This is a genomic window from Jeotgalibacillus soli, assembly GCF_000829435.1.
Taxonomy (GTDB): domain Bacteria; phylum Bacillota; class Bacilli; order Bacillales; family Jeotgalibacillaceae; genus Jeotgalibacillus; species Jeotgalibacillus soli.
Genome location: NZ_JXRP01000013.1, coordinates 26,078 through 49,546 on the forward strand (window position 1 = coordinate 26,078; position 23,469 = coordinate 49,546).

The following is a 23,469-nucleotide window of genomic DNA, read 5'->3' on the forward strand; positions in this document are numbered from 1 at the left end:
AAAGGAAGAATGAATATGGATCGTTCATCTGCAGAAAAAAGAGTGCGAGAACTTCACGATCTACTTAGCCAATATAACTACGAGTATCACGTTTTGGACAAGCCTTCTGTACCGGACGTTGAATACGACCAGCTATTGACGGAGCTAAAAGAGCTTGAAGAAGCTTTTCCAGACCTCCAGTCTCCTGATTCGCCCACGCAGCGAGTAGGAGGAGCAGTGCTCGATCAATTTAAAAAAGTGACCCACCGCTCACCAATGCTGAGTTTGGGAAATGCATTTAATGAAGCGGATTTAAGAAGCTTTGATCGCCGTATTCGTGAATCAATGGGCGATCACGTTTCGTACATCTGTGAATTGAAAATCGATGGTTTGGCAATCTCTCTTCGTTATGAGGATGGTTTGTTTGTTCAAGGTGCAACAAGAGGTGACGGGACAATAGGAGAAGATATTACAGCAAATCTTCGAACGATACGCTCGATCCCTCTTCGTCTGCGTCAGCCATTTTCAATTGAAGTTCGAGGAGAAGCATTTATGCCAATGTCTTCTTTTCTGGCCTTGAATGAAGAAAAAGAAAAAAACGCTGAAGAGCCATTCGCGAATCCAAGAAACGCAGCTGCCGGATCTCTCCGTCAGCTTGATCCGAGAATTGCCGCTTCAAGAAACTTGGATATATTCCTTTATGGCATTGGAGATCCAGGTGAAACGGGAGTTGAGTCGCAGAGTGAGGGACTGAATTTACTCAGTGAGCTTGGCTTAAAAACAAACAACGAACGCCGCGTCTGTCCGACGATTGATGATGTGATTTCATATGTGCAGGAATGGACCGAAAGGCGTGCAGAGCTCTCCTATGATATTGATGGAATCGTCATTAAAGTGAATTCACTTGCGCAGCAGGAAGAGCTTGGTTTTACAGCGAAAAGTCCGCGATGGGCAATTGCTTATAAGTTTCCTGCTGAAGAGGTTGTAACGATTATTCACGATATTGAATTAAGCATTGGCAGAACGGGTGTCATTACACCTACTGCCATTCTTGAGCCAGTGAGAGTAGCAGGAACGACAGTACAACGTGCCTCCCTGCATAATGAGGATTTGATCAGAGAAAAGGATATTCGACTTGGTGACCATGTCATTATTAAAAAAGCAGGAGATATCATTCCGGAAGTAGTGAGTGTGCTGAAGGATCGTCGTACAGGTGAAGAGAGAGAATTCCAGATGCCTACACAATGTCCGGCATGTGAAAGTGAGTTAACCCGACTTGAAGGTGAAGTGGCATTACGCTGTCTAAACCCAAAATGTCCCGATCAAATTCAAGAGGGGCTGATTCATTTCGTTTCGCGAAACGCCATGAATATTGATGGCTTGGGTGAAAAGGTTGTGGCTCAGCTTTTCAGAGAAAAGCTGATTGAAGATGTTGCGGACTTGTATAGACTTACTTTTGATCAGCTGATTGCACTTGAAAGAATGGGAGAAAAATCTGCAAAAAACCTCCTTGAAGCAATTGAACAGTCAAAAGAAAACTCGCTTGAAAAGCTGCTGTTTGGATTGGGAATCCGTCATGTAGGAGCAAAAGCGGCCAAGACCATTGCCCAGTACTTTGAAACAATGGATGCTTTAGCTCATGCTTCTGTTGAAGAATTGTTACAAATTCATGAAATTGGTGACAAAATGGCCGCCTCGATCGTCTTATATTTTGACAATGAGGATGTTAGAGAGCTTCTCGCTGAATTGAAGGAAGTCGGTGTGAACCTAACCTATAAAGGACCTAGGCTGCAGAAGGTGACAGATACCAATTCGCCTCTTTACGGAAAAATAATTGTACTAACTGGGAAATTAGTACAATTGACACGCAATGATGCGAAAGAGAAAATAGAGTCACTGGGCGGTAAGGTGACAGGCAGTGTCAGTAAAAAGACGGACTTGCTTATTGCAGGTGAGGATGCGGGATCCAAACTGTCCAAAGCACAGGAGCTTGGAATTGAAATATGGGATGAAAATCGGCTTCTGGAAGAAATTAGTGGACAAGAGGTGTAATACAAATTATGAAAAAATGGCTAATTGCAGCAATTGGTACTTCTTTTCTTGTCAGTGCATGTTTACCATCATTTCAGCAAGAGGATGAAATAATACAGGAAACAAATCCGGAAGAAGCGGAAAGCCAAACGGTAATTATTCCAAATTTCCAGATTTCTGACGAATACTATAAAACTCTTTTGCCATTTGAAACGTCTCCATCCAGAGGGATGGTTGTGAATAATGTGCATACTCAGTACGATATTGCGGAGCTTGAAAATGGTTTGATGAGGATTGCTCAGGGAGAATACCCCCCAGATAACTACTTCTTTCGAGAAGGAAAGTATTTAAATAGTGAGTTGATCACCAGCTGGCTGGAGCGAGAGTATACGGAAGAACAGCTTCAGGAATATGAAATGGAACCTGAAGAGAATATTGGCTTAAACCCAATTGATAATGGCGGGGGTTCAAGAGAAGAGCGTGCGAGAAATAGTCCGATTTATTTGGCACATATCCTTGAGCATAACTATTTGACGAAATCAGCTGAGGATGAGAGCAAGGTGCGTCTTGGAGGTGTTGTTATTGGACTTGCGCTGAACTCAGTATATTATTATCGAAATGATAATGATCCATTTGGTCCAACTTTTGAAGAACCCATTGCACAAGAAAAAATTGAAGAAGAAGGTAAAAAAATCGCTGCAGAAGTCATTCAACGTATAAGAGCAATGAGTCAATCGGAAGATTCTTCTGAGGATATGACTGAATTAACGGATATTCCGATCACCGTTGCATTGTTTAAGCAAGAACCTAGAAGCTCGGTCGTACCAGGTAATTTCTTTGCTTATGCTACGGCTGCAGGGGGATCTAATACATTAGAGGACTGGAATAACGTCAATGAAAATCATGTACTGTTTCCGTCTTCAGAAGCGAACGAGCGATATCGTGAAGATGAAACTTATTTTCTTAACTTTAAGCAGGATGTAGAATCATACTTCCCTAATTTTAATAGTGTCATTGGAAGAGGCTTCTATCAAGGTGACCAAATGTCTATTTTAAACATTGAAATCCCGGTCCAATTTTATGGAAAAGCCGAAATTATTGGATTTACACAATATGTAGCTGGACGAATGATTGATATATTCCCAACTTACTACAATATCGAGGTAAGTATCACATCAGTAAATGGACCAGAAGCATTGATTATTAAAGAACCTGATGATACAGAACCATTTGTTCATATCTATGATCAATAAAAAAAGAGGGTGTCCCAAAAGTATAAAGCTTTTGGGCACCCTCTTTTTTCCAAGAAAATAGCTCTATAAAGTTAGCCTGTTGATTTCCGCTCCAGGGACTCGCTTTCCGCGGGCGGTCCGGGAGCCTCCTCGGCGCATTCGCGCCTGCGGGGTCTCCCGTTGACTCGCTTCTCCCGCAGGAGTCTCGCCCCTTCCACTCCAATCAACAGGGTGCAAGAATCAATATCAGCATATAAACTAAGGTAAAAAAAGAAGAAAATCATCCTTTTTGGTGTAATAAAGTCACCACAACCTACTATACGAGAAAGGAACGATTTTCTTATGTATAGAGAGTAGAACACGAATCAATTAACACTTCCAATGGAAATTCAATCACATCTTTCATGCGTTCGGATCGGAAGCCGGAATCAAAAGTACAGAAATCGAAAAATAGACGTTGAACCCGTCTTTGGACAAATTAAACACAACCGAAAGTTTGACCGGTTTTCTCTAAGAGGTCTATCCAAAAACACCACAGATTGGGGTCTTATTTGTGTTGCCCATAATTTGAAAAAATGGGATGAACATAGACAAAACAAAGTTAAGATAGTGAAAGTTTGAGGAGAATATCTTCTCAAATTTTCTATAAATAACCTGAAAACAGAAAAAATGCTTACAAGACAAAAAAACTGATTCAAAAGAGTCGTCGTTCAACGATCTTTTGAGTCAGCCTCTTTTTTATAACAATAGGCTATATTAAAGATAATTATTGATTTTCGCACTATGTTAATTGGAGCGGCTGTGTAATACTCCTGTTTAGAAAAAGGGAGACCTCGACCCCGCAGGCGTAAAGCATCGAGGAGTGACGGACCCGCCCGCGGAAAGCGAATGCCCTTCGCTGCAATTAACAGGCAAGTTGAACAGCGTTTAGCGATTAGGACGGATTTTCCAAATATCCTTCGCGTATTCAGATACAGTTCGGTCACTGGAAAAGAAACCGGACTGGGCAATATTGTGAATGCTCATTTCCAACCAGCGCTTTCTATCAGCATAGGCTTCAGCTACCCGTTCGTGAGAGTCCTGGTAAGAAGCAAAGTCTTTTAATAAAAAGTATTGATCGTTCTCCATTAAGAGTGAGTCAGCGATCGGTTCGAAATCATAATAAGCATCCTCAAAAAAACCAGAAGTAAGCTGGTCCACAACCTGCTTGATTCTGCGATCATTATGATAATAATCGTGAGAATGGTAGCCGCCGTGTCTCTCATATTGCATGACTTGATTTGCTTTTAAACCAAAGATAAAAATGTTTTCCGGACCTACTAACTCAGCGATTTCAACATTTGCCCCGTCAAGTGTACCCAGTGTGACTGCCCCGTTCATCATGAACTTCATATTGCCGGTGCCGGATGCCTCTTTACTGGCTGTTGAAATTTGCTCACTTACATTCGTAGCAGGAATGATTTTCTCTGCGAGAGAGACGCTGTAATTCTCTAAAAAAACGACCTTTATATATTCTTTAGTCAAAGGATCATTGTTTACAATTTTGGCTACAGAATGAATGAGTTTAATGACTCGTTTGGCAAAATCATATCCTGGAGCCGCCTTAGCACCGAAAATAAACGTTCTTGGGTGCGGGCGATAGGATGAGTCTTCCTTCATCCGATTGTAAAGATGCATAATATGCAAAACATTCATAAGCTGGCGTTTATAGGCATGAAGCCTCTTAATTTGCACATCGAAAATGGATGTTTCATCGATAACAATATTGTTTCTCTGATGAATAAGAGCAGCAAGCTCCTGTTTGCGATTTAGTTTTATTTGGTTGATTTCTTCTTGAAAGGCAGCATCAGCAGCAAATGGTAAAAGCTTCTTCATTTGTTCAGTTTCTGTGATCCAGCCGATGCCAATTGCACTGGAGATCGTGTCTGCAAGCCCCTTGTTAGATTGAATCAGCCATCGCCGATGTGTGATTCCATTGGTTTTATTATTAAATCGATAAGGATAAAATTCGTTGAAATTACTCATCTCACGCCGTTTTAAAATTTCAGTATGCAACTTTGCTACACCATTTACACTGTGGCTTCCCACAATGGAAAGATGAGCCATCTTGACATACCCATGAGCTATAATGGCCATTTGTTCGATGCGATCCCAATCTCCAGGATATTCATCCCATAGCTCCTTACAGAAGCGTTTATTAATCTCCTCAATAATCATATAAATACGAGGGAATAATGGCTTGAAGAGATCGATGGACCATTTCTCTAATGCTTCAGAAAGAATCGTATGATTTGTATAGGAAATCGTATTTGTGACAATCGGCCAAGCTTCCTCCCAGCGCATTCCCTCTTCATCAATTAAGATTCTCATCAATTCTGGGATGGCAAGAGCTGGATGGGTGTCATTGATATGGATCGCAACATATTCGTGAAAATGGTAAAGGTCACCATGATTTTTTTTGAAGTCACGAATAATGCTTTTTAAACTAGCGGTCACTAGAAAATATTGCTGTTTTAAACGCAGAATTTTTCCATCGTTGGACATATCATTCGGATAGAGAAATTCGGATATTTGTTCGGTTTCTTTTTTGTATTGCATAAAGTCTTTATGGAGGGGATAGTGCTTGGAAGGCTCTGCCCCCCATAGGCGCAATGTATTAACATGGTCCGTATTAAAACCAAGAACAGGAATGTCGAATGGAACGGCAAGTACGGTTTCCGCGTGATCATGAACAAATTGGAGCTTTCCATTTTGTTCAACCCACTTTACGTCACCCCAAAAAGGGACTTCAATCGCTAGATCGGCTTTTCGAACTTCCCATACATTTCCGTTGCGCAGCCATTGTTCAGGCAGCTCAACTTGGTAACCATCAATGATTTTTTGCTCGAATAATCCATGCTTGTAGCGAATGCCGTAGCCGTGTCCAGGCAGTTCAAGAGAAGCCATTGAATCTAGAAAACAAGCTGCCAGCCTGCCGAGTCCGCCGTTTCCTAAGCCTGCATCGGCCTCTGCTTCCTCAAGATCTGAAAGCTCTACCCCCAAATCTTTTAACCCTTCATCTACTACATCGCGTATTCTTAAATTAATGAGTGTACTCATTAAGAGTCGGCCAAGCAGAAACTCGATGGACAAATAATAGACTTTTTTATGGTTCCCTTGACGAGATTCCTCATTGGATGCTATCCAGTTCGTACTAATATATTCACGCACCATCAATCCCAAGGTATGATACTGATCGCGGCTGGTTGAATTACCGAATGAAACGCTTGCTGTTTGTTCTAAGCGTTGTAGAAAAGATGCTTTAAATACTTCTTTATTTATAAACAATTGCTAGCGCCTCCTCTTAAGCTTAGAATACAGATCAAAATATTGTTTGGCTGATTGTGCCCAGCTGTAATCTCCAGACATGGCATTCTCCATTAATAAAGGCCAGAGGGTTTCATGGTTATAAAATGAAAGCGCACGTTTGATCGTATTCTTCATGTCATGAGCATTATAATTTGTAAAAGTAAAGCCATTACCCGTTGAATCGAATTCGTTTAAAGCTTGAACTGTATCGTTTAGTCCCCCCGTTTCTCTCACAATTGGAATCGTTCCATAGCGGAGAGAAATAAGCTGACTTAATCCACATGGTTCAAAGAGGGAGGGCATCAAGAAAAAATCAGCTCCTGCATAAATGCGGTGAGCCATTGCTTCGTTAAAGCCTATGTATACACCTGCATTGCTTGGGTAAGCACCAGCCAAATGGTTGAAATATCCTTCAAATTCTGGATCACCGCTTCCAAGAACGACTAATTGGACATTTTCTTCTTCCAGCAGCTCATGCATCACTCTTTTGACAAGTGAGAGCCCTTTTTGCTCGGTTAGGCGGGTTACCATCGCAATAATTGGAACATCCTCTGATTGAGGCAGGTCAAATTCTTTTTGAAGCGCTAATTTATTTTGTTTTTTCATTTCCAATTCTGAAAAACTGTAGGGCTCAGCAATATGCGGATTATTTTCTGGATTATAGCTGTCTGTATCGATGCCGTTAATAATACCCTGAAGCTTAAAGGATTGCTCTCTAAGAAGCCCGTCTAGATTTTCACCAAAGAAGGGTGTTTGAATTTCATTTTTATAAGTTGGACTTACGGTTGTAAGAGCATTTGAAGCTAGAATGGCCCCTTTCATAAAACTAACAGCGCCATTAAACTCTAATTCACCAGAATGAAAGTAACCATTGTCTAAATTCAGCAGATCCTCAAGAACACCTTGTGGAAAAAGACCTTGGAACTGCAAATTATGGATTGTAAAAACTGTACGGATATCGCGATAAAAATTATCATGACGATATTTACGGTCCAGTAAATATGGAACCATACCGGTATGCCAATCATGGCAATGAATAATATCCGGTTTAAATGGAATTACTGGCAGAGCTTCTAAAATAGCCTGGCAAAAAAATGAAAAACGTTCCCCATCGTCATAATGACCATAAAGTGAATCGCGGTAGAAATAGTATTCATTTTCAATAAGGTAATAGGTAATGCCATTATATTCTAGCTGTTCAACTCCACAGTATTGATTACGCCAGCCCACCTGTACTCTGAAAGATGCAATCTTTTTTGCTTTTGATAAGAATTCTGACGAGATAAACCCGTATTTAGGCATGATCACTCGTACATCAGCATCTAGCTTCTTTAGTTCTTTTGGAAGGGCCCCGGCAACATCGCCGAGACCTCCTGATTTAACAAAGGGTGCGCATTCTGAAACCGTAAATAAGATTCTCACTTGCTCACCGCCATTTCACGAACAGCCCCTTTACGAAGAACAAGCGGCTTATCTGATGTCCCTTTAAGCGTTACCCCATCCTGGATGCGAACATCCTTATCAAGAATGACATATTCTAAATGGCAATTTTCACCGATTTGGCTTTTTTGCATAACAATACAGTTTTTTACAACAGAATGATTTCCGATTTTTACGGCACGGGATACGATACTGCTATCCACACGACCATGAATAATGCCTCCATTAGCGACCATTGAATTCGTTACAACGGATTCAGCACTATAGCGGGTAGGAGGTTCATCTTTAACCTTTGTGAAGACTGGACGATCAGTCGAAAATAGCTGACTCCATATTGAGTGGTCCAGAAGATCCATAGAATGCTTGAAGTAAGCATCGATCGAGTCCATAACGGCTGCATATCCGTGATGCTCGTATCCGCCAATTTTGTAATGGTGAAGAGGCTGTGTGGCAACATCGGAAATACTAATAAATTGTGAATTTTTTCGATTCTGGATTAATTCAATGAGCAATGATTTTTTTAGGATATACATTTCAAGTGAGCGGCTGCTTGTCGTGATTTCTGTAATATCATTATCCTGAATTAAATGCTCAGCCAATGCCTCATTTAAATCAATACTTGCAATTGTGTAGCTGTTCGCGATTAAAATATAATCCTGATGGCTTCTCTCGAAAAAGTCGAGATGCTGTTCAAGGCGGTCAAATGACCCAACGTTGCTGTTCTCATTCGGTTCGAAGTAAGGAGGGAAGAAGAATAAGCCATCTCTTTTTCTGTCGAGATCCCAATTCTTCCCTGAACCGATATGATCCATTAACGATCGATATTGATGTCTAGGGAAAATAGCAACACTTTCAACCCCTGAATTCACCATGTTGGATAGAATGAAGTCGATAAAACGATAGCGTCCTGCAAAAGGAATGGAAGCAACAGAGCGGTTAAGTGATAAATCCTGAAGTCCTTTTACTGAAGTAGCTGCATCAATTACGCCAAGTAAACGGCTCATGCGGTCACGTCCTTTCTAAGTTGTTCAATCATTTCATTCGTTACTAAGATAATTTCATCAGAGCCTTCCTCTGGCTTAATTGTAATGCCATCTGGAATAATGATCCCTTCAGGAATAATGGCCCGCTCTACCGTTGCATTTTTGCCAATGACGGCATCAGGTAAAACGACTGCCTGATGAAGGGAAGCCCCTTCTTTAATTTCGACCCCTTGGAAAATCACAGAGTGGTGAACGGTTCCCTCGATATAGCAGCCTTCGTTTATAAGTGATTCTTTTACTACAGCCTGTACTGAAAGGTATTGGGGTGGCTGATTGGGGTTACGTGAATAAATTCTCCAAGAGTGGTCAAATAAATTCAGTCCTGGGTTATCTTCAAGTAAATCCATATTTGCTTCCCATAAGCTTTTCACGGTACCGACATCTTTCCAATAGCCTTGAAACGGATAGGCGATTAGCCTTTTATTTTCTTTTAAAAACAGAGGAATTAAATCTTTTCCAAAATCATGGGTGGATTCTGTATTGATATTGTCCACATCAAGATATTTCTTTAGCTGTGACCAATTGAATATATAAATGCCCATGGAGGCTAGGTTGTTTTTTGGATTTTTTGGTTTTTCATCAAATTCAAGAATTTCTAACTCACTGTTTGTGTTCATGATGCCGAAGCGGCTTGCCTCATCCCAAGGAACTTCAACTACTGAAATCGTGGCATCTGCTTCATTTTGAATATGGTAATCAAGCATTTTTGAATAATCCATTTTGTATATATGATCCCCTGATAGGATCAGCACATATTCAGGGTTATACTGCTCAAGGTAATTCATGTTTTGATATATGGCATTTGCTGTTCCGGTGTACCATTTCACACCTGTTGATTCAGTGTAGGGAGGGAGAACCGTTACACCGCCGTTGCGACGATCCAGATCCCATGCACTTCCTATACCAATATATGTGTTTAATACGAGGGGCTGGTATTGAGTCAGTACGCCGACTGTGTCAATACCGGAATTCGTGCAATTGCTTAGTGTGAAATCAATAATTCTATATTTGCCTCCAAAAGGAACCGCTGGTTTGGCAATATTAGTAGTTAATGAATGCAACCTGCTTCCTTGTCCTCCTGCTAGTAACATCGCCACACACTTCTTTTTTACCATTGTGTTGTCACACTCCTCAATGTAGTAGGTTAATAAAATTTTGCACAATCATTCTTTATTTAGTAGGCTTCCAGACGGTTATCCCTAAAGGAGGGATATGGATGGATAAGGAATGATCACGACGGTGAGCAGGAGCTGCTTGAGTGTCGATTTTTACCAAATGGTCCGTTCCCGTTCCGCCGAAGGATCCTTCGTTACTATTGAATATTTCTTCCCATCTTCCTTCAAAAGGTGCACCGACTTTGTAATCGTTATATTCAATGTTAGTGAAATTACAGACAATCATTAATGTGTCCTTTTTTCGTTTTCCACGTCTAATGAAAGAAAAAATACTTTGTTCGGCATTGTCTGCATCGATCCACTCGAACCCTTGAGGATCATGGTCCAACTCATAAAGGGCTTTGTTTTGGTGGTAAAATTCCAGAAGGTTTTGTGTGTATTTATGCATCTGAGAATGTGATTCATAATCGAGAAGGAACCAATCCAGTCCTTGAACAAATTTCCATTCATCAAATTGGCCAAATTCAGCTCCCATAAATAGTAATTTTTTCCCCGGATGGGCCATCATAAAACCTAAAAGTAATCGAAGCTGTGCAAATTTCTCCCAATACTCTCCAGGCATCTTATGTAAGAGAGAGCGCTTTCCATGCACAACTTCATCATGAGAAAGTGGTAAAATGAAATTCTCTGAGTAAGCATACACCAGAGAGAAAGTCATCTTATGATGGTGATCTCTTCGAGCGAAGGGAGGCAGCTCCATATAAGACAACACATCGTTCATCCATCCCATGCTCCATTTGTAATTGAATCCAAGCCCGCCTTCATGCACAGGAGCCGTAACATTTGGCCAATCCGTTGAATCTTCGGCCATCATTAAAAATTGCGGATTTTCGTCGAATACTGCCGTATTTAATTTCTGTAAAAATTTCACTGCGTATGGGTTTTCGGTAAGAGGCTCGCTGTTTGCCCAATAAAGCATATTGGCAACCGCATCCACTCGAATGCCATCAATGCGGAAATGCTCCATCCAATAAATAGCGTTTGAAATTAAAAAGCTTTGTACCTCACCTTTTGTTAAATTAAAATTTGCTGTTCCCCACTCCCAATTTTCCCGATCACTCGTCTTGTCGTACTCAAAGGCCGGTTCTCCATCAAACATATAAAGTCCATGTGCATCTTTGCAAAAATGCCCGGGAACCCAGTCCAATAAAACGCCGATATCTTCCTGATGGCAATGATCAATAAAGTACATCAAGTCATGAGGGGTACCAAAGCGGCTGGTAGGAGAAAAATATCCTGTTCCCTGATAGCCCCAGGAAGCATCAAGAGGGTGCTCTGTCAGCGGCAACAGTTCAATATGGGTAAAGCCGCGTTCTTTTACGTAAGGGATCAGCTCGTCTACAAGCTCACGATAAGTAAAATAGGAGCTATCTTCTTTTTGTTTCCATGAATTTAAATGGAGTTCATAGATTGAGAGAGGACGTTCGTAAATCGGTTTCCTTCTTTTTACTCGCTGGCGATAGCGCTGGTCTCCCCATTTATAGCCTTTTAGATCATAGACAATCGAGGCTGTATTTGGACGCAGCTCAGAAAAAAAAGCAAACGGATCAGCTTTTAACAATTTTGTACCTGAACGGGTGATAATTTCATACTTGTAGATTTCACCTTCGAGGCTTTGATCAATGGTCAAAGTCCAGATCCCTTCCTCGTTTATTTTTTCAAGTCTGTGTTCATTTCCATTCCATTGATTGAAGTTACCTACCACAGACACTGATTGCGCATGAGGAGCCCATACTGTAAATCGAGTAGAAATATGTTTACGCGTTTTAAGCAAATGCGCACCAAACATTTTATGAGCTCGATGCAAGGAACCTTCATGAAATAAATGGACATCATAATCGCTTGGAGCAGTTATCATATGTTTTCCTCATCCTTTCGTAAGATTGTATAGTACTTATTCAACAGGAAGAGAGGAAATCCCTTGAAGAATTCTAAAAAAAAAATGATCATTCCTATAATTCATTATAATTAATAAATACTATATATAAAAAATATTTCATACCTTATATTTCGACATATAGAAGAAACTCGTCGAAAACAAGTCGAACGGTTTACATAATTTCCGGATCATAATATTAATATCGAATGTAAACGTTTAATAAATGTAGGTAAATTAAGGATGAAAAGGTTGGGATTCAGGAATGACTACCTATTCTCATACCCTAATTAAATAAAAAAGAACCGCTTTTCAGCGATTCTTTTTAAAATTATTTATTTGATTCAATTTCATGAATTTTTGTAAACTCATCAAATCCTTTTTGAACTTCCTTTTTAGGCCCTCCTGTAAGCTTACTTACTACAATTACAGCAATTAAGCTTAGGATGAAACCAGGGATCATTTCATACATAAGATTCGAAAGACTTTCAATGCTTATCCATACAATGACTGTAACGGCACCAACAATCATCCCTGAAAGTGCTCCCCAACGGTTCATGCCCTTCCAGTAAAGACTTAGCAGAATAGCAGGACCGAATGCAGAACCGAATCCTGCCCACGCATTCCCTACTAGACCAAGAATCGTATCGCTTGGTGTTAAGGACATCAAAATCGCTATAATGGATACGAGTAAAACTGATAAGCGTCCAATTAATACCAGCTCTTTATCTGTAGCATTTCGCTTAATAAACGTATTGTAAAAGTCCTCTGTCAGCGCACTTGATGTAACGAGAAGCTGGGAGGAGACCGTGCTCATAATCGCTGCAAGAATTGCTGCAAGCAAGAATCCGGAAATAATCGGGTGGAACAATAGTTGAGAGAAGAAAACAAAAATGGTTTCCGGATCAGCGAGCGTCATGTCATTTGATGTGATATAAGCAGCTCCTGTAATACCGGTAAATACTGCACCAAGGATGGCAATAATCATCCAGGACATCCCGATGCGTCGAGCTGTTTTTAATGCTTTTACATTTTTAATGGCCATAAAACGGACAATGATATGAGGCTGGCCAAAGTAACCAAGACCCCAAGCCATTAAACTTAAAAATCCTAGTATAGTTGTTCCTTGGAAAAAGCTTGTCATGGTTGGGCTGATTGTATTTAATGTATCAAAAGTTGGCCCAATTCCACCCAGTTCCATAAATGCTACAACTGGAACAAGAACTAGCGCAAGAAACATAAGAATTCCTTGCACAAAATCAGTCATGCTTACCGCAAGAAAACCACCAAAAAGAGTATAGGCAATCGTAACACTAGCCGTAAGAAATAATCCAACCCGATAATCGAATCCGAAGGCGCTATCAAATAGAACCCCTCCTGAGACCATCCCCGCAGAAGTGTAGAGGGTGAAGAATACGATGATAACAATGGCGGAAACAAAACGTAAAATTTTCGAGGTATCAGCGAATCGGTTTTCAAAGAAATCTGGAATCGTGATTGAGTCATTTGCAACCTCTGTATAGGTACGTAATCGAGGGGCAAGAAATAGATAATTTAAATAAGCGCCAATCGTCAAGCCAACAGCAATCCATATTTCAGAGAATCCTGAAACATAAAGTGCCCCTGGTAAGCCAAGAAGCATCCAGCCGCTCATATCAGAGGCACCTGCTGACAAAGCTGTTACCCCCGGTCCAAGCTTTCTTCCTCCCAGCATGTACTCTGATAGGTCACCTGTTGAATTTTTGTAGCCGTACCATCCAATCGCAAGCATGGCGATAAAATAGATCCCCAGTGAAATATAAACTTCAAATCCAATTTCCACAGCTGACATAAAATCTCTCCCTTCAATTTTTTTGTGTCTCTGTATCTATTGACACGGTTGTTGATTAACCTAACAAATAAATAACGATAAGACAAGGCGATTAAACTGGATTTCCTTTAAGGGATTGGGCTGAATGCCCTATGAAGCCGGGACGCATAGCAAATCTTCCGGAAAATAAATTAAAAGTATTCTGAATATAAAGTGAATAAAAACCAGCAAAATAAAAGGCGTAAATAATCGTTTTATATTTGATGTTATTCCAGTATTTTTTTCAAAGATGTGTGATCATAATAGAAGAGTAGAAATCTCAACTTTAGTCTTAATCCGGTGGGATAAAATATCATTCATTGAGGAAATCAAAGCAATTTCTTTGTTTTAATTGCTCAATCATGAACATAATAGAAAATGAGTGTATAATGATCAAAAAATGAAATATTCTTGAGGTGGTAATAGATGTCAGAAGGTAAGCGTACAGTCGATGATTATTTGCAGGATGGTATGTACGGTGCAAAGGAGACGTTGCCTAATGAACGGAGATTGTATTTAGGTACGATCAGAGAGCGAGTCGAAATCGTATTAAAGCAAAATCAAGTCCGCGAGTCCACCGTCTATCCAGAAATCGAACAAGCATTGAAACGTTACCCGGATCTTCATTTATATTTAAATGGAAACATGAATTATCGCTTCTTATCTAAATACGTTCAGTTAGCATCTGCATTAGGCAGATCCTATACGATGGTGACGAATAAGGAGCATAATTCTGAGTTTGGATTGGTCGCTGCACATGCTGATGCAGCGGAAAAGGAAGTCATTGAAGTGCCGAAAAGGACTGCTGGATCTGAGGAGCTAAAATCATCCGGAGGCTTCTTTAGTCGTTTGTTTAAGCGCAATAAATAGAAGAGCTACTTTCTTCTATTAAAATGCGTATTTTTAAAAAATAGTTTTGTTAAAGTCCATTGTTGATGTTTGCAGAGCGTTGATTGGGGCGAGCACCTGAAGCGGAAATCAACAGACTCGTTTAAATAGATCTTGAAGGTGCGCTATCTAGGCAGTTGCCGAGTATAGCGCCTTTTTGATATGATTAACAGTATTGTGAGTGTTCGAACATATCCGGAGGTGAATCTCAATGACGAAAATTACAAAAGACGAAGTAAAACACGTAGCTCATTTAGCTCGACTATCCATTACAGAAGAAGAAGCTGAAAAATTTGCTGGTCAATTAGGTGCCATTATTACCTTTGCTGAACAGCTTAATGAGCTTGACACAACAAACGTTCCACCAACAACTCATGTGCTTGATATGAAAAATATCATGCGTGAAGATAAATCAGTAGACGGCCTTCCACTCGAAGACGTGCTGAAAAATGCACCAGATCATCAGGATGGTCAGGTTAAGGTGCCGACAATACTGGAATAGGGAGGGAATATGATGGCTTTATTTGAACATAAATTAGCGGACCTGCAGGAGCTTCTACATAAAAAAGAAATTACCGTTACGGATCTTGTAAAAGAATCATATGCGCGTATTTCAGAAGTTGACAGCAAGGTTCAAGCATTCTTGGCTTTAAACGAAGATCGTGCATTAGCACAAGCAAAAGAGCTGGAATCAAAGCTTGGACAGACCGATAACGGTTTGCTTTTTGGCATGCCGATTGGTGTGAAGGACAATATCGTAACGAAGGATTTACGTACAACCGCTTCAAGTAAAATCCTCGGAAATTTTGACCCGATTTATGACGCTACGGTTGTTAACAAGCTGCAAGCAGCGGATGCGATTACAATCGGAAAGCTAAATATGGATGAGTTTGCAATGGGTTCTTCTACTGAAAATTCCCATTTCCAAAAAACGAAAAATCCATGGAATCTTGAAACGGTTCCAGGCGGTTCATCAGGTGGTTCTGCTGCAGCTGTAGCGGCTGGAGAAGTTCCGTTTTCACTTGGCTCTGATACAGGCGGATCCATTCGACAGCCGGCTTCCTTCTGTGGAGTAGTTGGACTTAAGCCGACATATGGCCGTGTATCCCGTTTCGGTCTGATCGCATTTGCTTCTTCCTTGGATCAAATCGGACCCATTACACGAAATGTAGAAGATAATGCGTATATGCTGCAGGCAATCGCAGGACTTGATCCAAATGATTCAACCTCAGCAAATGTAGCTGTACCTGATTACAGAAAAGCACTTACAGGCGACATTAAAGGCTTAAGAATTGCCGTGCCAAAAGAATATCTTGGCGAAGGTGTCAGCGAAGAAGTGCGTCAATCCATTCTTGCTGCATTAAAGGTGCTTGAGGGATTGGGTGCAACGGTTGATGAAGTATCATTGCCGCATTCTAAATATGGTGTAGCTACTTATTATCTTCTATCATCGTCTGAGGCTTCAGCGAATCTTGCCCGCTTTGATGGTATCCGTTATGGCTACCGTGCAGAAAATGCCGAAAACCTTATCGATCTTTATAAGAAAACACGTGCGGAAGGCTTTGGTGACGAGGTTAAACGCCGTATCATGCTTGGAACATACGCACTTAGCTCTGGTTATTACGATGCTTATTACAAAAAAGCGCAGCAGGTTCGTACATTGATTAAGCAAGACTTTGATCAAATCTTTGAGCAATACGATGTAGTAGTAGGACCTACGACGCCAACGCCTGCATTTAAAATCGGCGAAAACATCGACGATCCATTAACGATGTATGCGAACGATATTTTGACAATCCCGGTAAATCTTGCGGGAGTTCCTGGTATTTCTGTACCAGCAGGCTTCTCAAAAGGCTTGCCATTAGGCTTGCAAATTATCGGAAAGCATTTCGACGAAAGCACTGTATACCGCGTTGCCCATGCATTTGAGCAGGCAACAGATCATCATAAACAACGACCAGGATTGTAAGGGGGGACAGACATGACGAACTTTGAAACCGTCATTGGACTTGAGGTCCATGTAGAATTAAAAACAGACTCTAAAATGTTCTCACCTGCACCTGCTCACTTTGGTGCGGAACCGAACACAAATACAAACGTTATTGACCTAGGCTACCCAGGCGTACTTCCGGTCATTAATAAACGCGCGGTAGAATGGGGCATGAAGGCAGCACTTGCTCTTAACTGTGAAATTGCAGAGCATACGAAGTTTGACCGTAAAAACTATTTCTATCCGGATAATCCAAAAGCCTATCAAATCTCCCAGTTTGATCAGCCAATTGGAGAGAATGGCTGGATTGAGATCGAAGTAGACGGCTACAAAAAGAAAATTGGTATCACACGTCTGCATTTAGAAGAAGATGCTGGCAAGCTGACGCATACAGATCAAGGATATTCACTGGTGGACTACAATCGCCAAGGAACACCACTGATCGAAATCGTATCAGAGCCAGATATCCGCACACCTGCAGAAGCGTATGCCTATTTAGAAAAACTGAAAGCCATTATCCAGTATACAGGCGTATCTGATTGTAAAATGGAAGAAGGCTCTCTTCGCTGTGATGCCAATATTTCGCTGCGTCCAGTAGGACAAGAGGAATTCGGTACGAAAGCGGAGCTTAAAAACCTAAACTCCTTTAACTTCGTAAAAAAAGGTCTTGAGCATGAAGAGATTCGACAAGAGCAGGTGCTGTTAGCAGGTGGAGAAATCCAGCAGGAAACACGCCGCTTTGACGAATCAACAGGCAAAACTCTTTTAATGCGTGTAAAAGAAGGATCGGACGATTATCGTTATTTCCCTGAGCCGGACCTAGTAGACATGTATATCGATGAAGAGTGGAAAGAGAGCGTTCGCGCCTCCATTCCTGAGCTTCCAGATGCACGTAAAAAGCGCTATGTTGAGGATCTTGGTCTTCCAGCCTATGATGCAATGGTCTTGACGCTGACAAAGGAAATGTCTGATTTCTTTGAAGCAACGATTGATCAGGGAGCTGACGCCAAACAAGCCTCCAACTGGCTGATGGGCGAAGTATCGGCTTACCTTAATGCTGAGCAGAAGGAATTGAAGGATGTTGCACTTACTCCTCAAGGTCTTGCCGGCATGATCAAGCTCATTGAAGACGGCACGATCTCATCTAAAATTGCGAAAAAAGTTTTCAAGGAATTAATTGAAAACGGCGGCGACGCACAGAAGATTGTGAAGGAAAAAGGACTTATCCAAATTTCGGATGAAGGCGCACTATTACAGTTCGTTACAGACGTATTGGATAATAATCCTCAATCCATCGAAGACTTTAAAAACGGTAAAGACAGAGCGATCGGCTTCCTTGTTGGTCAAATTATGAAAGCCTCAAAAGGACAAGCCAATCCGCCGATGGTTAATAAGCTTTTGCTTCAAGAAATTAATAAACGATAAGTTAGTGATTACAGTAAGGCTGTCCTTTTTATGGGGGCAGCCTTTTTTTGGTGTGTGAGAGGAAGATTTGGGCACAAAAGTGTGACTCTGGCCCATAAATGCTGGACTTATGCACTTAAATAGATCAATTTATTTCCATAATTTTCTGGCTGATTATGAAATAATTTGTTATCTTTAATCATCTTAGGTCTTCTTCCGCAGCCAGAGCATCGGCTTTCGTTAGATGAACCGTACCAAATGGATGTTCTGGAGGAGCATATATTGAATAAAGCTTTAACGGGATCGTCCCTGTATTGGTTACATTGTGCCATGTACCAGCAGGGATCATAATGGCAGAATCATCGAAAACATTTCGTGCAAAGTTTAAACGATCTTTTCTTTTGCCCATCTGAACAATCCCTTGACCTTGTTCAATACGTAAGAATTGGTCTACATTAGGATGAATTTCTAAACCGATATCTTCACCAACATTAATACTCATCAATGTCACCTGTAAATGTTCTCCTGTCCATAAAGCGGTGCGGTAGGTATTGTTTTGCTTCGTAGCCTCATTGATATTGACGACAAATGGTTTCGAACCATAATCTCTTAACTCAATTTTATTTCGTCCATTTGGTGATTGAGTCCAGTAATTAGGCTGCCTTACATAATTATACATTGGTACATTAGCATAATAAGGATTTTGTTGATATTGGTATGGATATAGAAAAGGAGCATAGTACATCTTTTTCAATCCCTTCAAAGATTTATACCCTTATCCTATGCACGATGTAAGGGAATGTACTTATTGTCTGAACTCAGCAAGCCCCCAGCCAAAAACGACCATCCCCCATCCCCCATCCCCCCTAAAAATCATATTTCTCGATTAAATTGTTCGGATGTGGCATTCTTAAAGGAGCTTACAAGGAAAAAATAACAGAGGTGATGACCATGACAACATTAAACGAATGGTTTGAAAAAGGAATTACGCCTGAGGAGTATATCGCTCAGATGCAAACACATAAAGAAAATCTTGAGCATGTGCTAAAAACCTTTACATTACCAGAAGAGGAGTCATTTTTTGACGCGCTTTCATCTAAGAAGCTGCGTGCTATTGCTATTACCGAGGACTGGTGCGGCGATGCCATGATGAATGTTCCCGTACTGATCAAGCTTGCAGAAAAAACAGGCATGGAGGTTCGGATGCTTCTGCGTGACAGCAACCTTGAACTGATGGATCAATATTTAACAAACGGAACAGCTCGTTCCATTCCGATTTTTATCTTTATTGATGAGGATGGACAAGAAGTCGCCAAATGGGGACCGCGTGCTGCTAAAGTACAAGCCTTTGTAGATGAAACACGTGCCAGCTTACCGGCTAAAGAGGATCCGGCTTTTGAAGGTAGTCAGCGTCTGGTATTTACAAAAATGGTTGCTGCGTTTAAGGAACGTGAGGATTTTTGGATGGCTGTGTATGAAGAATTAAAGAACACTTTGGACAAATAGACGCGTTATTTGTGAATATTTTACTATTGAATATAGAAATCTTTGCTCAAAAAAGGTATGATAATCTGAGATGAAGCAATTAGTCGGGCAACCGGCTTTTTGTTTTGCGTACGTTGGGTCAGGCAAATGAATCCTTTGATAGTAGGCAAGAATATGCGTCAAATAAAATACGACATCAAAATGGCTCGCCAAGAGTTATACTATTAAGAGTAGGATGAGGAAAAATGAAAAGAGCTAGAATCATTTATAACCCCACATCTGGAAGAGAGTTATTTAAGAAGCAGCTGCCGGATGTATTAATAAAGCTGGAAGAAGCAGGGTATGAAACCTCTTGCCATGCCACGACTAGTGCTGGTGATGCGACAAAAGCAGCCGAGATCGCGGTTGAACGCAGGTATGAGCTAGTCATTGCTGCAGGCGGCGACGGCACATTGAATGAAGTCGTGAACGGGTTAGCGGAGAAAGAATACCGCCCAACATTAGGACTAATTCCGATGGGAACCACCAATGACTTTGCACGCGCCTTACATATTCCGCGTGATATAGAAAAGGCAGTTGATATTATTCTTCGCGGAGAGACCATCCCTGTTGATGTAGGCAGGATGAACGAAAAATATTTTATCAACATTGCTGGCGGAGGCCGAATTACCGAGCTGACCTATGAGGTGCCAAGCAAACTGAAAACGATGCTTGGCCAGCTTGCGTATTATCTGAAGGGAATCGAAATGCTGCCTTCCTTTAAACCGTCTCATGTACGGATTGAATATGATGGAAAGGTATATGAGGGAGAAGTGATGCTGTTTCTTGTCGGCCTTACGAACTCAGTAGGCGGATTTGAAAAGCTAGCGCCGGATTCCTCGATCAATGATGGCTTGTTCACCCTAATGTTTTTGAAGAAAACGAATTTGGCTGAGACGATTCGTATTATTTCATCGGCTCTTCGCGGGGATCACCTAAAGGATCCGCACCTTGTATATGTAAAAGCGAACCATATAAAGGTCACAGCCAATGAAAAGGTTCAGCTAAACCTTGACGGTGAATACGGAGGACTGCTTCCAGCAGAATTTCTAAATCTGTATCGCCACCTAAATGTATTTGTTCCAATGGATCAGCTTCGTGAGCAGGACCGGGTGGATCGTGACCAAAATGTGGTGTTGAAAAATCACATCACGGATTAAAAAAGGATTGCTTTCCTATTTAAAGGGAGCAATCCTTTTCCTTTACGCTAATTATGCAAGCCACTCAACCGCATTATCCTGATCATCGGCCAAATAGTCTTTTAATTGTTTAATAGGTGCCCACTGGAACTGGAAATGCAGACCGCCATCTTCTCCATCTCCCGCTACAATATGCTCCCATTCATCATCGGTTTCAGTTGTCACTTCAAGATGAAAAAAGTTTCGCTCGTAATATTTTTCGCGATCCTCGGCATAATACATTTGTTTATGAAGCTTGCCAAGAAGATGAAGCTCCTCTCTCGTAAGACCGCATTCTTCCTCTACTTCGCGGTAAAGCGCATCAATTAACAATTCGGTATCCTCAACTGTCCCGCCTGGCACTTGAAGACCGGCTTCAGGATGATCGCGGTGTTTAAAGACAAGCAACTCTCTACGACCATCATTTTCTCTTGTAATATAAGCCAGCACTTTTCGTTTAACCAATGGTGATCGTACCATTGAATCATCCTCCTTTAGTAATTTATTTAATGAATATTCGGAATGAAATGAATAGTTTCTCTATTCTACATAAAAATGGATTATATTTCAAGATGTTCATGTGAATATTTTCTAAAATCATATATACCCGTATATAGAGGTTTTAATCTCCTTTACCCGAATAAATATGCTACAATGAACAGCGATATTAATACATTGAACGGACTAAACGACAAAGGAAGAGTGAATATGACAAAAAAACACGAGGGATCACCCCCCGTTCAAAAAAACGATCTTGTAGAGGTTGTAATAGAAGATTTAACCCATGAAGGCCACGGCGTCGCTAAAGTAAATGGATATCCACTATTTATACCCAACAGCCTTCCAGGTGAAAAAATAGAGGCAAAAGTCGTCAAAACAACAAAAAACTACGGCTTCGGCCGCTTACTAGAATGGCATGAAAAAAGTCCGGACCGCGTCACACCGCCTTGTTATATTTACGATCGATGCGGAGGCTGCCAGCTGCAGCATCTTGACTACGATGCACAGCTGAAGGCAAAACAAAAACAGGTTAAGGACGTATTAACGAGAATCGGCAAGCTCCCAGACGTCTCGGTCCACCCGACACTCGGCATGGAAGACCCCTGGCGCTACCGCAATAAAAGCCAGGTACCAGTCGGCACGCGGGATGGCAGCATCATCGCAGGCTTCTACGCAAAAAGAAGCCATGAAATCGTCGATATGGAAGAATGCATTATATCAGGGCATGTAAGTGATCAAGTTGTTCAGCTCGTAAAAGAAAAAGCCAATCAGCTCGGCATCCAGCCATATGATGAAATCCGTCACAAAGGCATTCTGCGCCATGTCCTCATTCGCTACGGCAGAACATCAGGTGAAGTCATGGTCGTATTCGTCACACGTACAAACGAGCTCCCGCATGCAAACGAGCTTGTAGATATGCTGAAAGAAAACATTACAAGCTTAACCTCTGTTGTTCATAACGTAAACAACCAAAAAACAAACGTCATCATGGGCAATAAAACAACCGTCCTATGGGGAAGAGAAGTCATCTACGACAGCATCGACGACATCCAATTCGCCATCTCGGCAAGAAGCTTTTACCAGGTAAACCCTGTTCAAACAGAAGTCCTGTACAAAAAAGCGCTTGAATACGCCCAGCTCACAGGAGAAGAAACCGTCGTAGACGCCTACTGCGGTATCGGCACCATCTCACTCTTTCTCGCCCAAAAAGCGAAAAAGGTATACGGTGTAGAAATCGTCGAGCAGGCCATAGAAGACGCAAAGAAAAACGCCGAACTAAACGGCATCAAAAACGCGGAATTCAAAGCCGGCCCAGCAGAAGTCGTCATCCCAAAATGGCACGACCAAGGCATCAAAGCCGACGTCATCGTCGTTGACCCACCGCGCAAAGGCTGCGACGAAGCACTGCTGTCTACTATTATTGAAATGAAACCGAAGCGGGTCGTGTATGTGTCGTGCAACCCCGGGACTCTTGCGCGCGACCTTCGTGTATTGGAGGATGGGGGATTCAGGACTGTGGAAGTGCAGCCAGTGGATATGTTTCCGCAGACGAGTCACGTGGAGTGCGTGTCGTTGATAGAATTAAAATAGAAAATTCAACAATTTTGAACGGATGGATCAGCTGGGTTCTTTAAATCGATAATGGATATTAGCTGTTCCGTCTGTATTTATTTCAATCTTATCAACTAAAATGTGAAGTAATTCAGGGGTAACTGTTTGTGAGTCTGCAAAAGCAGATAAATTCTTTTTAAACTCCTTTAAGTCTTTTTCAATATCTTGATGTTCAAGTTCTTTAATTAGTTTACTGTTTTCAGTCTCTAAATTAGTAATTACATCATTTACAGTGTTTATAGCCATTTGATAGTTACTGCTTGAAATAACTTCGTTGGAGAGGGCGATGAATAAATTGGTTTTATCTCTCTTTTTCGCTTCTAACTCACTGAAGTTATTTTCAATTATCTCTCGCATCTTTTCTTTATTTAAGGTTAATTCTTTTATTAGTGTTTGGTAG

18 protein-coding genes and 1 pseudogene are annotated in these 23,469 nt (G+C 41.2%); 10 read left to right on the forward strand and 9 right to left on the reverse strand.

The window, feature by feature from the left end; all coding sequences use genetic code 11:
- Positions 1 to 15: 15 nt before the first annotated feature.
- From ligA to KP78_RS19100, 3 genes and pseudogenes are all read left to right on the forward strand, one after another.
- Positions 16 to 2,031 (forward strand): NAD-dependent DNA ligase LigA, encoded by a 2,016-nt coding sequence (gene ligA, locus KP78_RS07545; protein ID WP_041087772.1) that lies wholly within the window; start codon positions 16 to 18, stop codon positions 2,029 to 2,031.
- Between the two features lie 8 nt (positions 2,032 to 2,039).
- Positions 2,040 to 3,263, forward strand: coding sequence for a CamS family sex pheromone protein (locus tag KP78_RS07550; protein ID WP_041087774.1), 1,224 nt, complete (start codon positions 2,040 to 2,042; stop codon positions 3,261 to 3,263).
- 414 nt (positions 3,264 to 3,677) lie between these two features.
- Positions 3,678 to 3,863, forward strand: a pseudogene (locus KP78_RS19100) (transposase); the annotation flags it as partial.
- Positions 3,864 to 4,169: 306 nt separating this feature from the next.
- Here KP78_RS19100 and KP78_RS07555 read toward each other — a convergent pair.
- The 6 genes from KP78_RS07555 to putP form a co-directional block, all read right to left on the reverse strand.
- The gene (locus KP78_RS07555; RefSeq protein ID WP_041087775.1) at positions 4,170 to 6,569 is read right to left on the reverse strand and encodes a glycogen/starch/alpha-glucan phosphorylase; all 2,400 of its coding nucleotides are present in this window, start codon (positions 6,567 to 6,569) and stop codon (positions 4,170 to 4,172) included.
- A 3-nt stretch (positions 6,570 to 6,572) separates the two neighbouring features.
- A complete protein-coding gene (glgA, locus tag KP78_RS07560; protein WP_041087776.1) occupies positions 6,573 to 8,012 on the reverse strand; it encodes a glycogen synthase GlgA in 1,440 nt (479 codons plus the stop codon).
- Entirely contained in the window at positions 8,009 to 9,034 is a 1,026-nt protein-coding gene (locus tag KP78_RS07565; protein WP_041087777.1) for a GlgC family sugar phosphate nucleotidyltransferase, read from the reverse strand. Before KP78_RS07565 ends, glgA begins: the two co-directional genes overlap by 4 nt.
- A complete protein-coding gene (locus tag KP78_RS07570) occupies positions 9,031 to 10,188 on the reverse strand; it encodes a glucose-1-phosphate adenylyltransferase (protein WP_041087779.1) in 1,158 nt (385 codons plus the stop codon). The genes KP78_RS07565 and KP78_RS07570 overlap by 4 nt, the downstream gene beginning before the upstream one ends.
- Positions 10,189 to 10,243: 55 nt before the next feature.
- Positions 10,244 to 12,106 (reverse strand): 1,4-alpha-glucan branching protein GlgB, encoded by a 1,863-nt coding sequence (gene glgB, locus KP78_RS07575; RefSeq protein WP_041087942.1) that lies wholly within the window; start codon positions 12,104 to 12,106, stop codon positions 10,244 to 10,246.
- Positions 12,107 to 12,455: 349 nt separating this feature from the next.
- The gene (gene putP, locus KP78_RS07580; RefSeq protein WP_106388547.1) at positions 12,456 to 13,940 is read right to left on the reverse strand and encodes a sodium/proline symporter PutP; all 1,485 of its coding nucleotides are present in this window, start codon (positions 13,938 to 13,940) and stop codon (positions 12,456 to 12,458) included.
- A gap of 459 nt (positions 13,941 to 14,399) precedes the next feature.
- Between putP and KP78_RS07585 the strand changes: the two genes are divergently transcribed.
- From KP78_RS07585 to gatB, 4 genes are all read left to right on the forward strand, one after another.
- Positions 14,400 to 14,843, forward strand: a complete 444-nt coding sequence (locus KP78_RS07585) for a YueI family protein (RefSeq protein WP_041087783.1) — start codon at positions 14,400 to 14,402, stop codon at positions 14,841 to 14,843.
- 229 nt (positions 14,844 to 15,072) lie between these two features.
- On the forward strand, positions 15,073 to 15,363 hold the full coding sequence (gatC, locus tag KP78_RS07590) for an Asp-tRNA(Asn)/Glu-tRNA(Gln) amidotransferase subunit GatC (protein ID WP_041087784.1): 291 nt from the start codon (positions 15,073 to 15,075) through the stop codon (positions 15,361 to 15,363).
- 12 nt (positions 15,364 to 15,375) lie between these two features.
- Entirely contained in the window at positions 15,376 to 16,830 is a 1,455-nt protein-coding gene (gene gatA, locus KP78_RS07595) for an Asp-tRNA(Asn)/Glu-tRNA(Gln) amidotransferase subunit GatA (RefSeq protein WP_041087786.1), read from the forward strand.
- A 12-nt stretch (positions 16,831 to 16,842) separates the two neighbouring features.
- Positions 16,843 to 18,276: an Asp-tRNA(Asn)/Glu-tRNA(Gln) amidotransferase subunit GatB gene (gene gatB, locus KP78_RS07600; RefSeq protein WP_041087788.1), complete on the forward strand. Its 1,434-nt coding sequence runs from the start codon at positions 16,843 to 16,845 to the stop codon at positions 18,274 to 18,276.
- 178 nt (positions 18,277 to 18,454) lie between these two features.
- Here gatB and KP78_RS07605 read toward each other — a convergent pair whose 3' ends face one another.
- Positions 18,455 to 19,000, reverse strand: coding sequence for a cupin domain-containing protein (locus KP78_RS07605; RefSeq protein ID WP_041087790.1), 546 nt, complete (start codon positions 18,998 to 19,000; stop codon positions 18,455 to 18,457).
- Between the two features lie 200 nt (positions 19,001 to 19,200).
- Between KP78_RS07605 and KP78_RS07610 the strand changes: the two genes are divergently transcribed.
- The gene (locus tag KP78_RS07610) at positions 19,201 to 19,761 is read left to right on the forward strand and encodes a thioredoxin family protein (protein ID WP_235420876.1); all 561 of its coding nucleotides are present in this window, start codon (positions 19,201 to 19,203) and stop codon (positions 19,759 to 19,761) included.
- Between the two features lie 224 nt (positions 19,762 to 19,985).
- Positions 19,986 to 20,939 carry a diacylglycerol kinase gene (locus KP78_RS07615; RefSeq protein WP_041087794.1) on the forward strand — a complete coding sequence of 318 codons (954 nt, stop codon included), beginning with the start codon at positions 19,986 to 19,988 and terminating at the stop codon, positions 20,937 to 20,939.
- A gap of 51 nt (positions 20,940 to 20,990) precedes the next feature.
- Here KP78_RS07615 and KP78_RS07620 read toward each other — a convergent pair whose 3' ends face one another.
- Positions 20,991 to 21,437, reverse strand: a complete 447-nt coding sequence (locus KP78_RS07620) for an NUDIX hydrolase (RefSeq protein WP_041087796.1) — start codon at positions 21,435 to 21,437, stop codon at positions 20,991 to 20,993.
- Positions 21,438 to 21,665: 228 nt separating this feature from the next.
- Between KP78_RS07620 and rlmD the strand changes: the two genes are divergently transcribed.
- The gene (gene rlmD, locus KP78_RS07625; protein ID WP_041087798.1) at positions 21,666 to 23,048 is read left to right on the forward strand and encodes a 23S rRNA (uracil(1939)-C(5))-methyltransferase RlmD; all 1,383 of its coding nucleotides are present in this window, start codon (positions 21,666 to 21,668) and stop codon (positions 23,046 to 23,048) included.
- Between the two features lie 27 nt (positions 23,049 to 23,075).
- On the opposite strand, the gene KP78_RS18575 is transcribed toward rlmD, so the two are convergent.
- Complete coding sequence (locus tag KP78_RS18575; RefSeq protein WP_131272610.1) at positions 23,076 to 23,426, reverse strand: hypothetical protein; 351 nt, start codon at positions 23,424 to 23,426, stop codon at positions 23,076 to 23,078.
- Positions 23,427 to 23,469 lie beyond the last annotated feature (43 nt).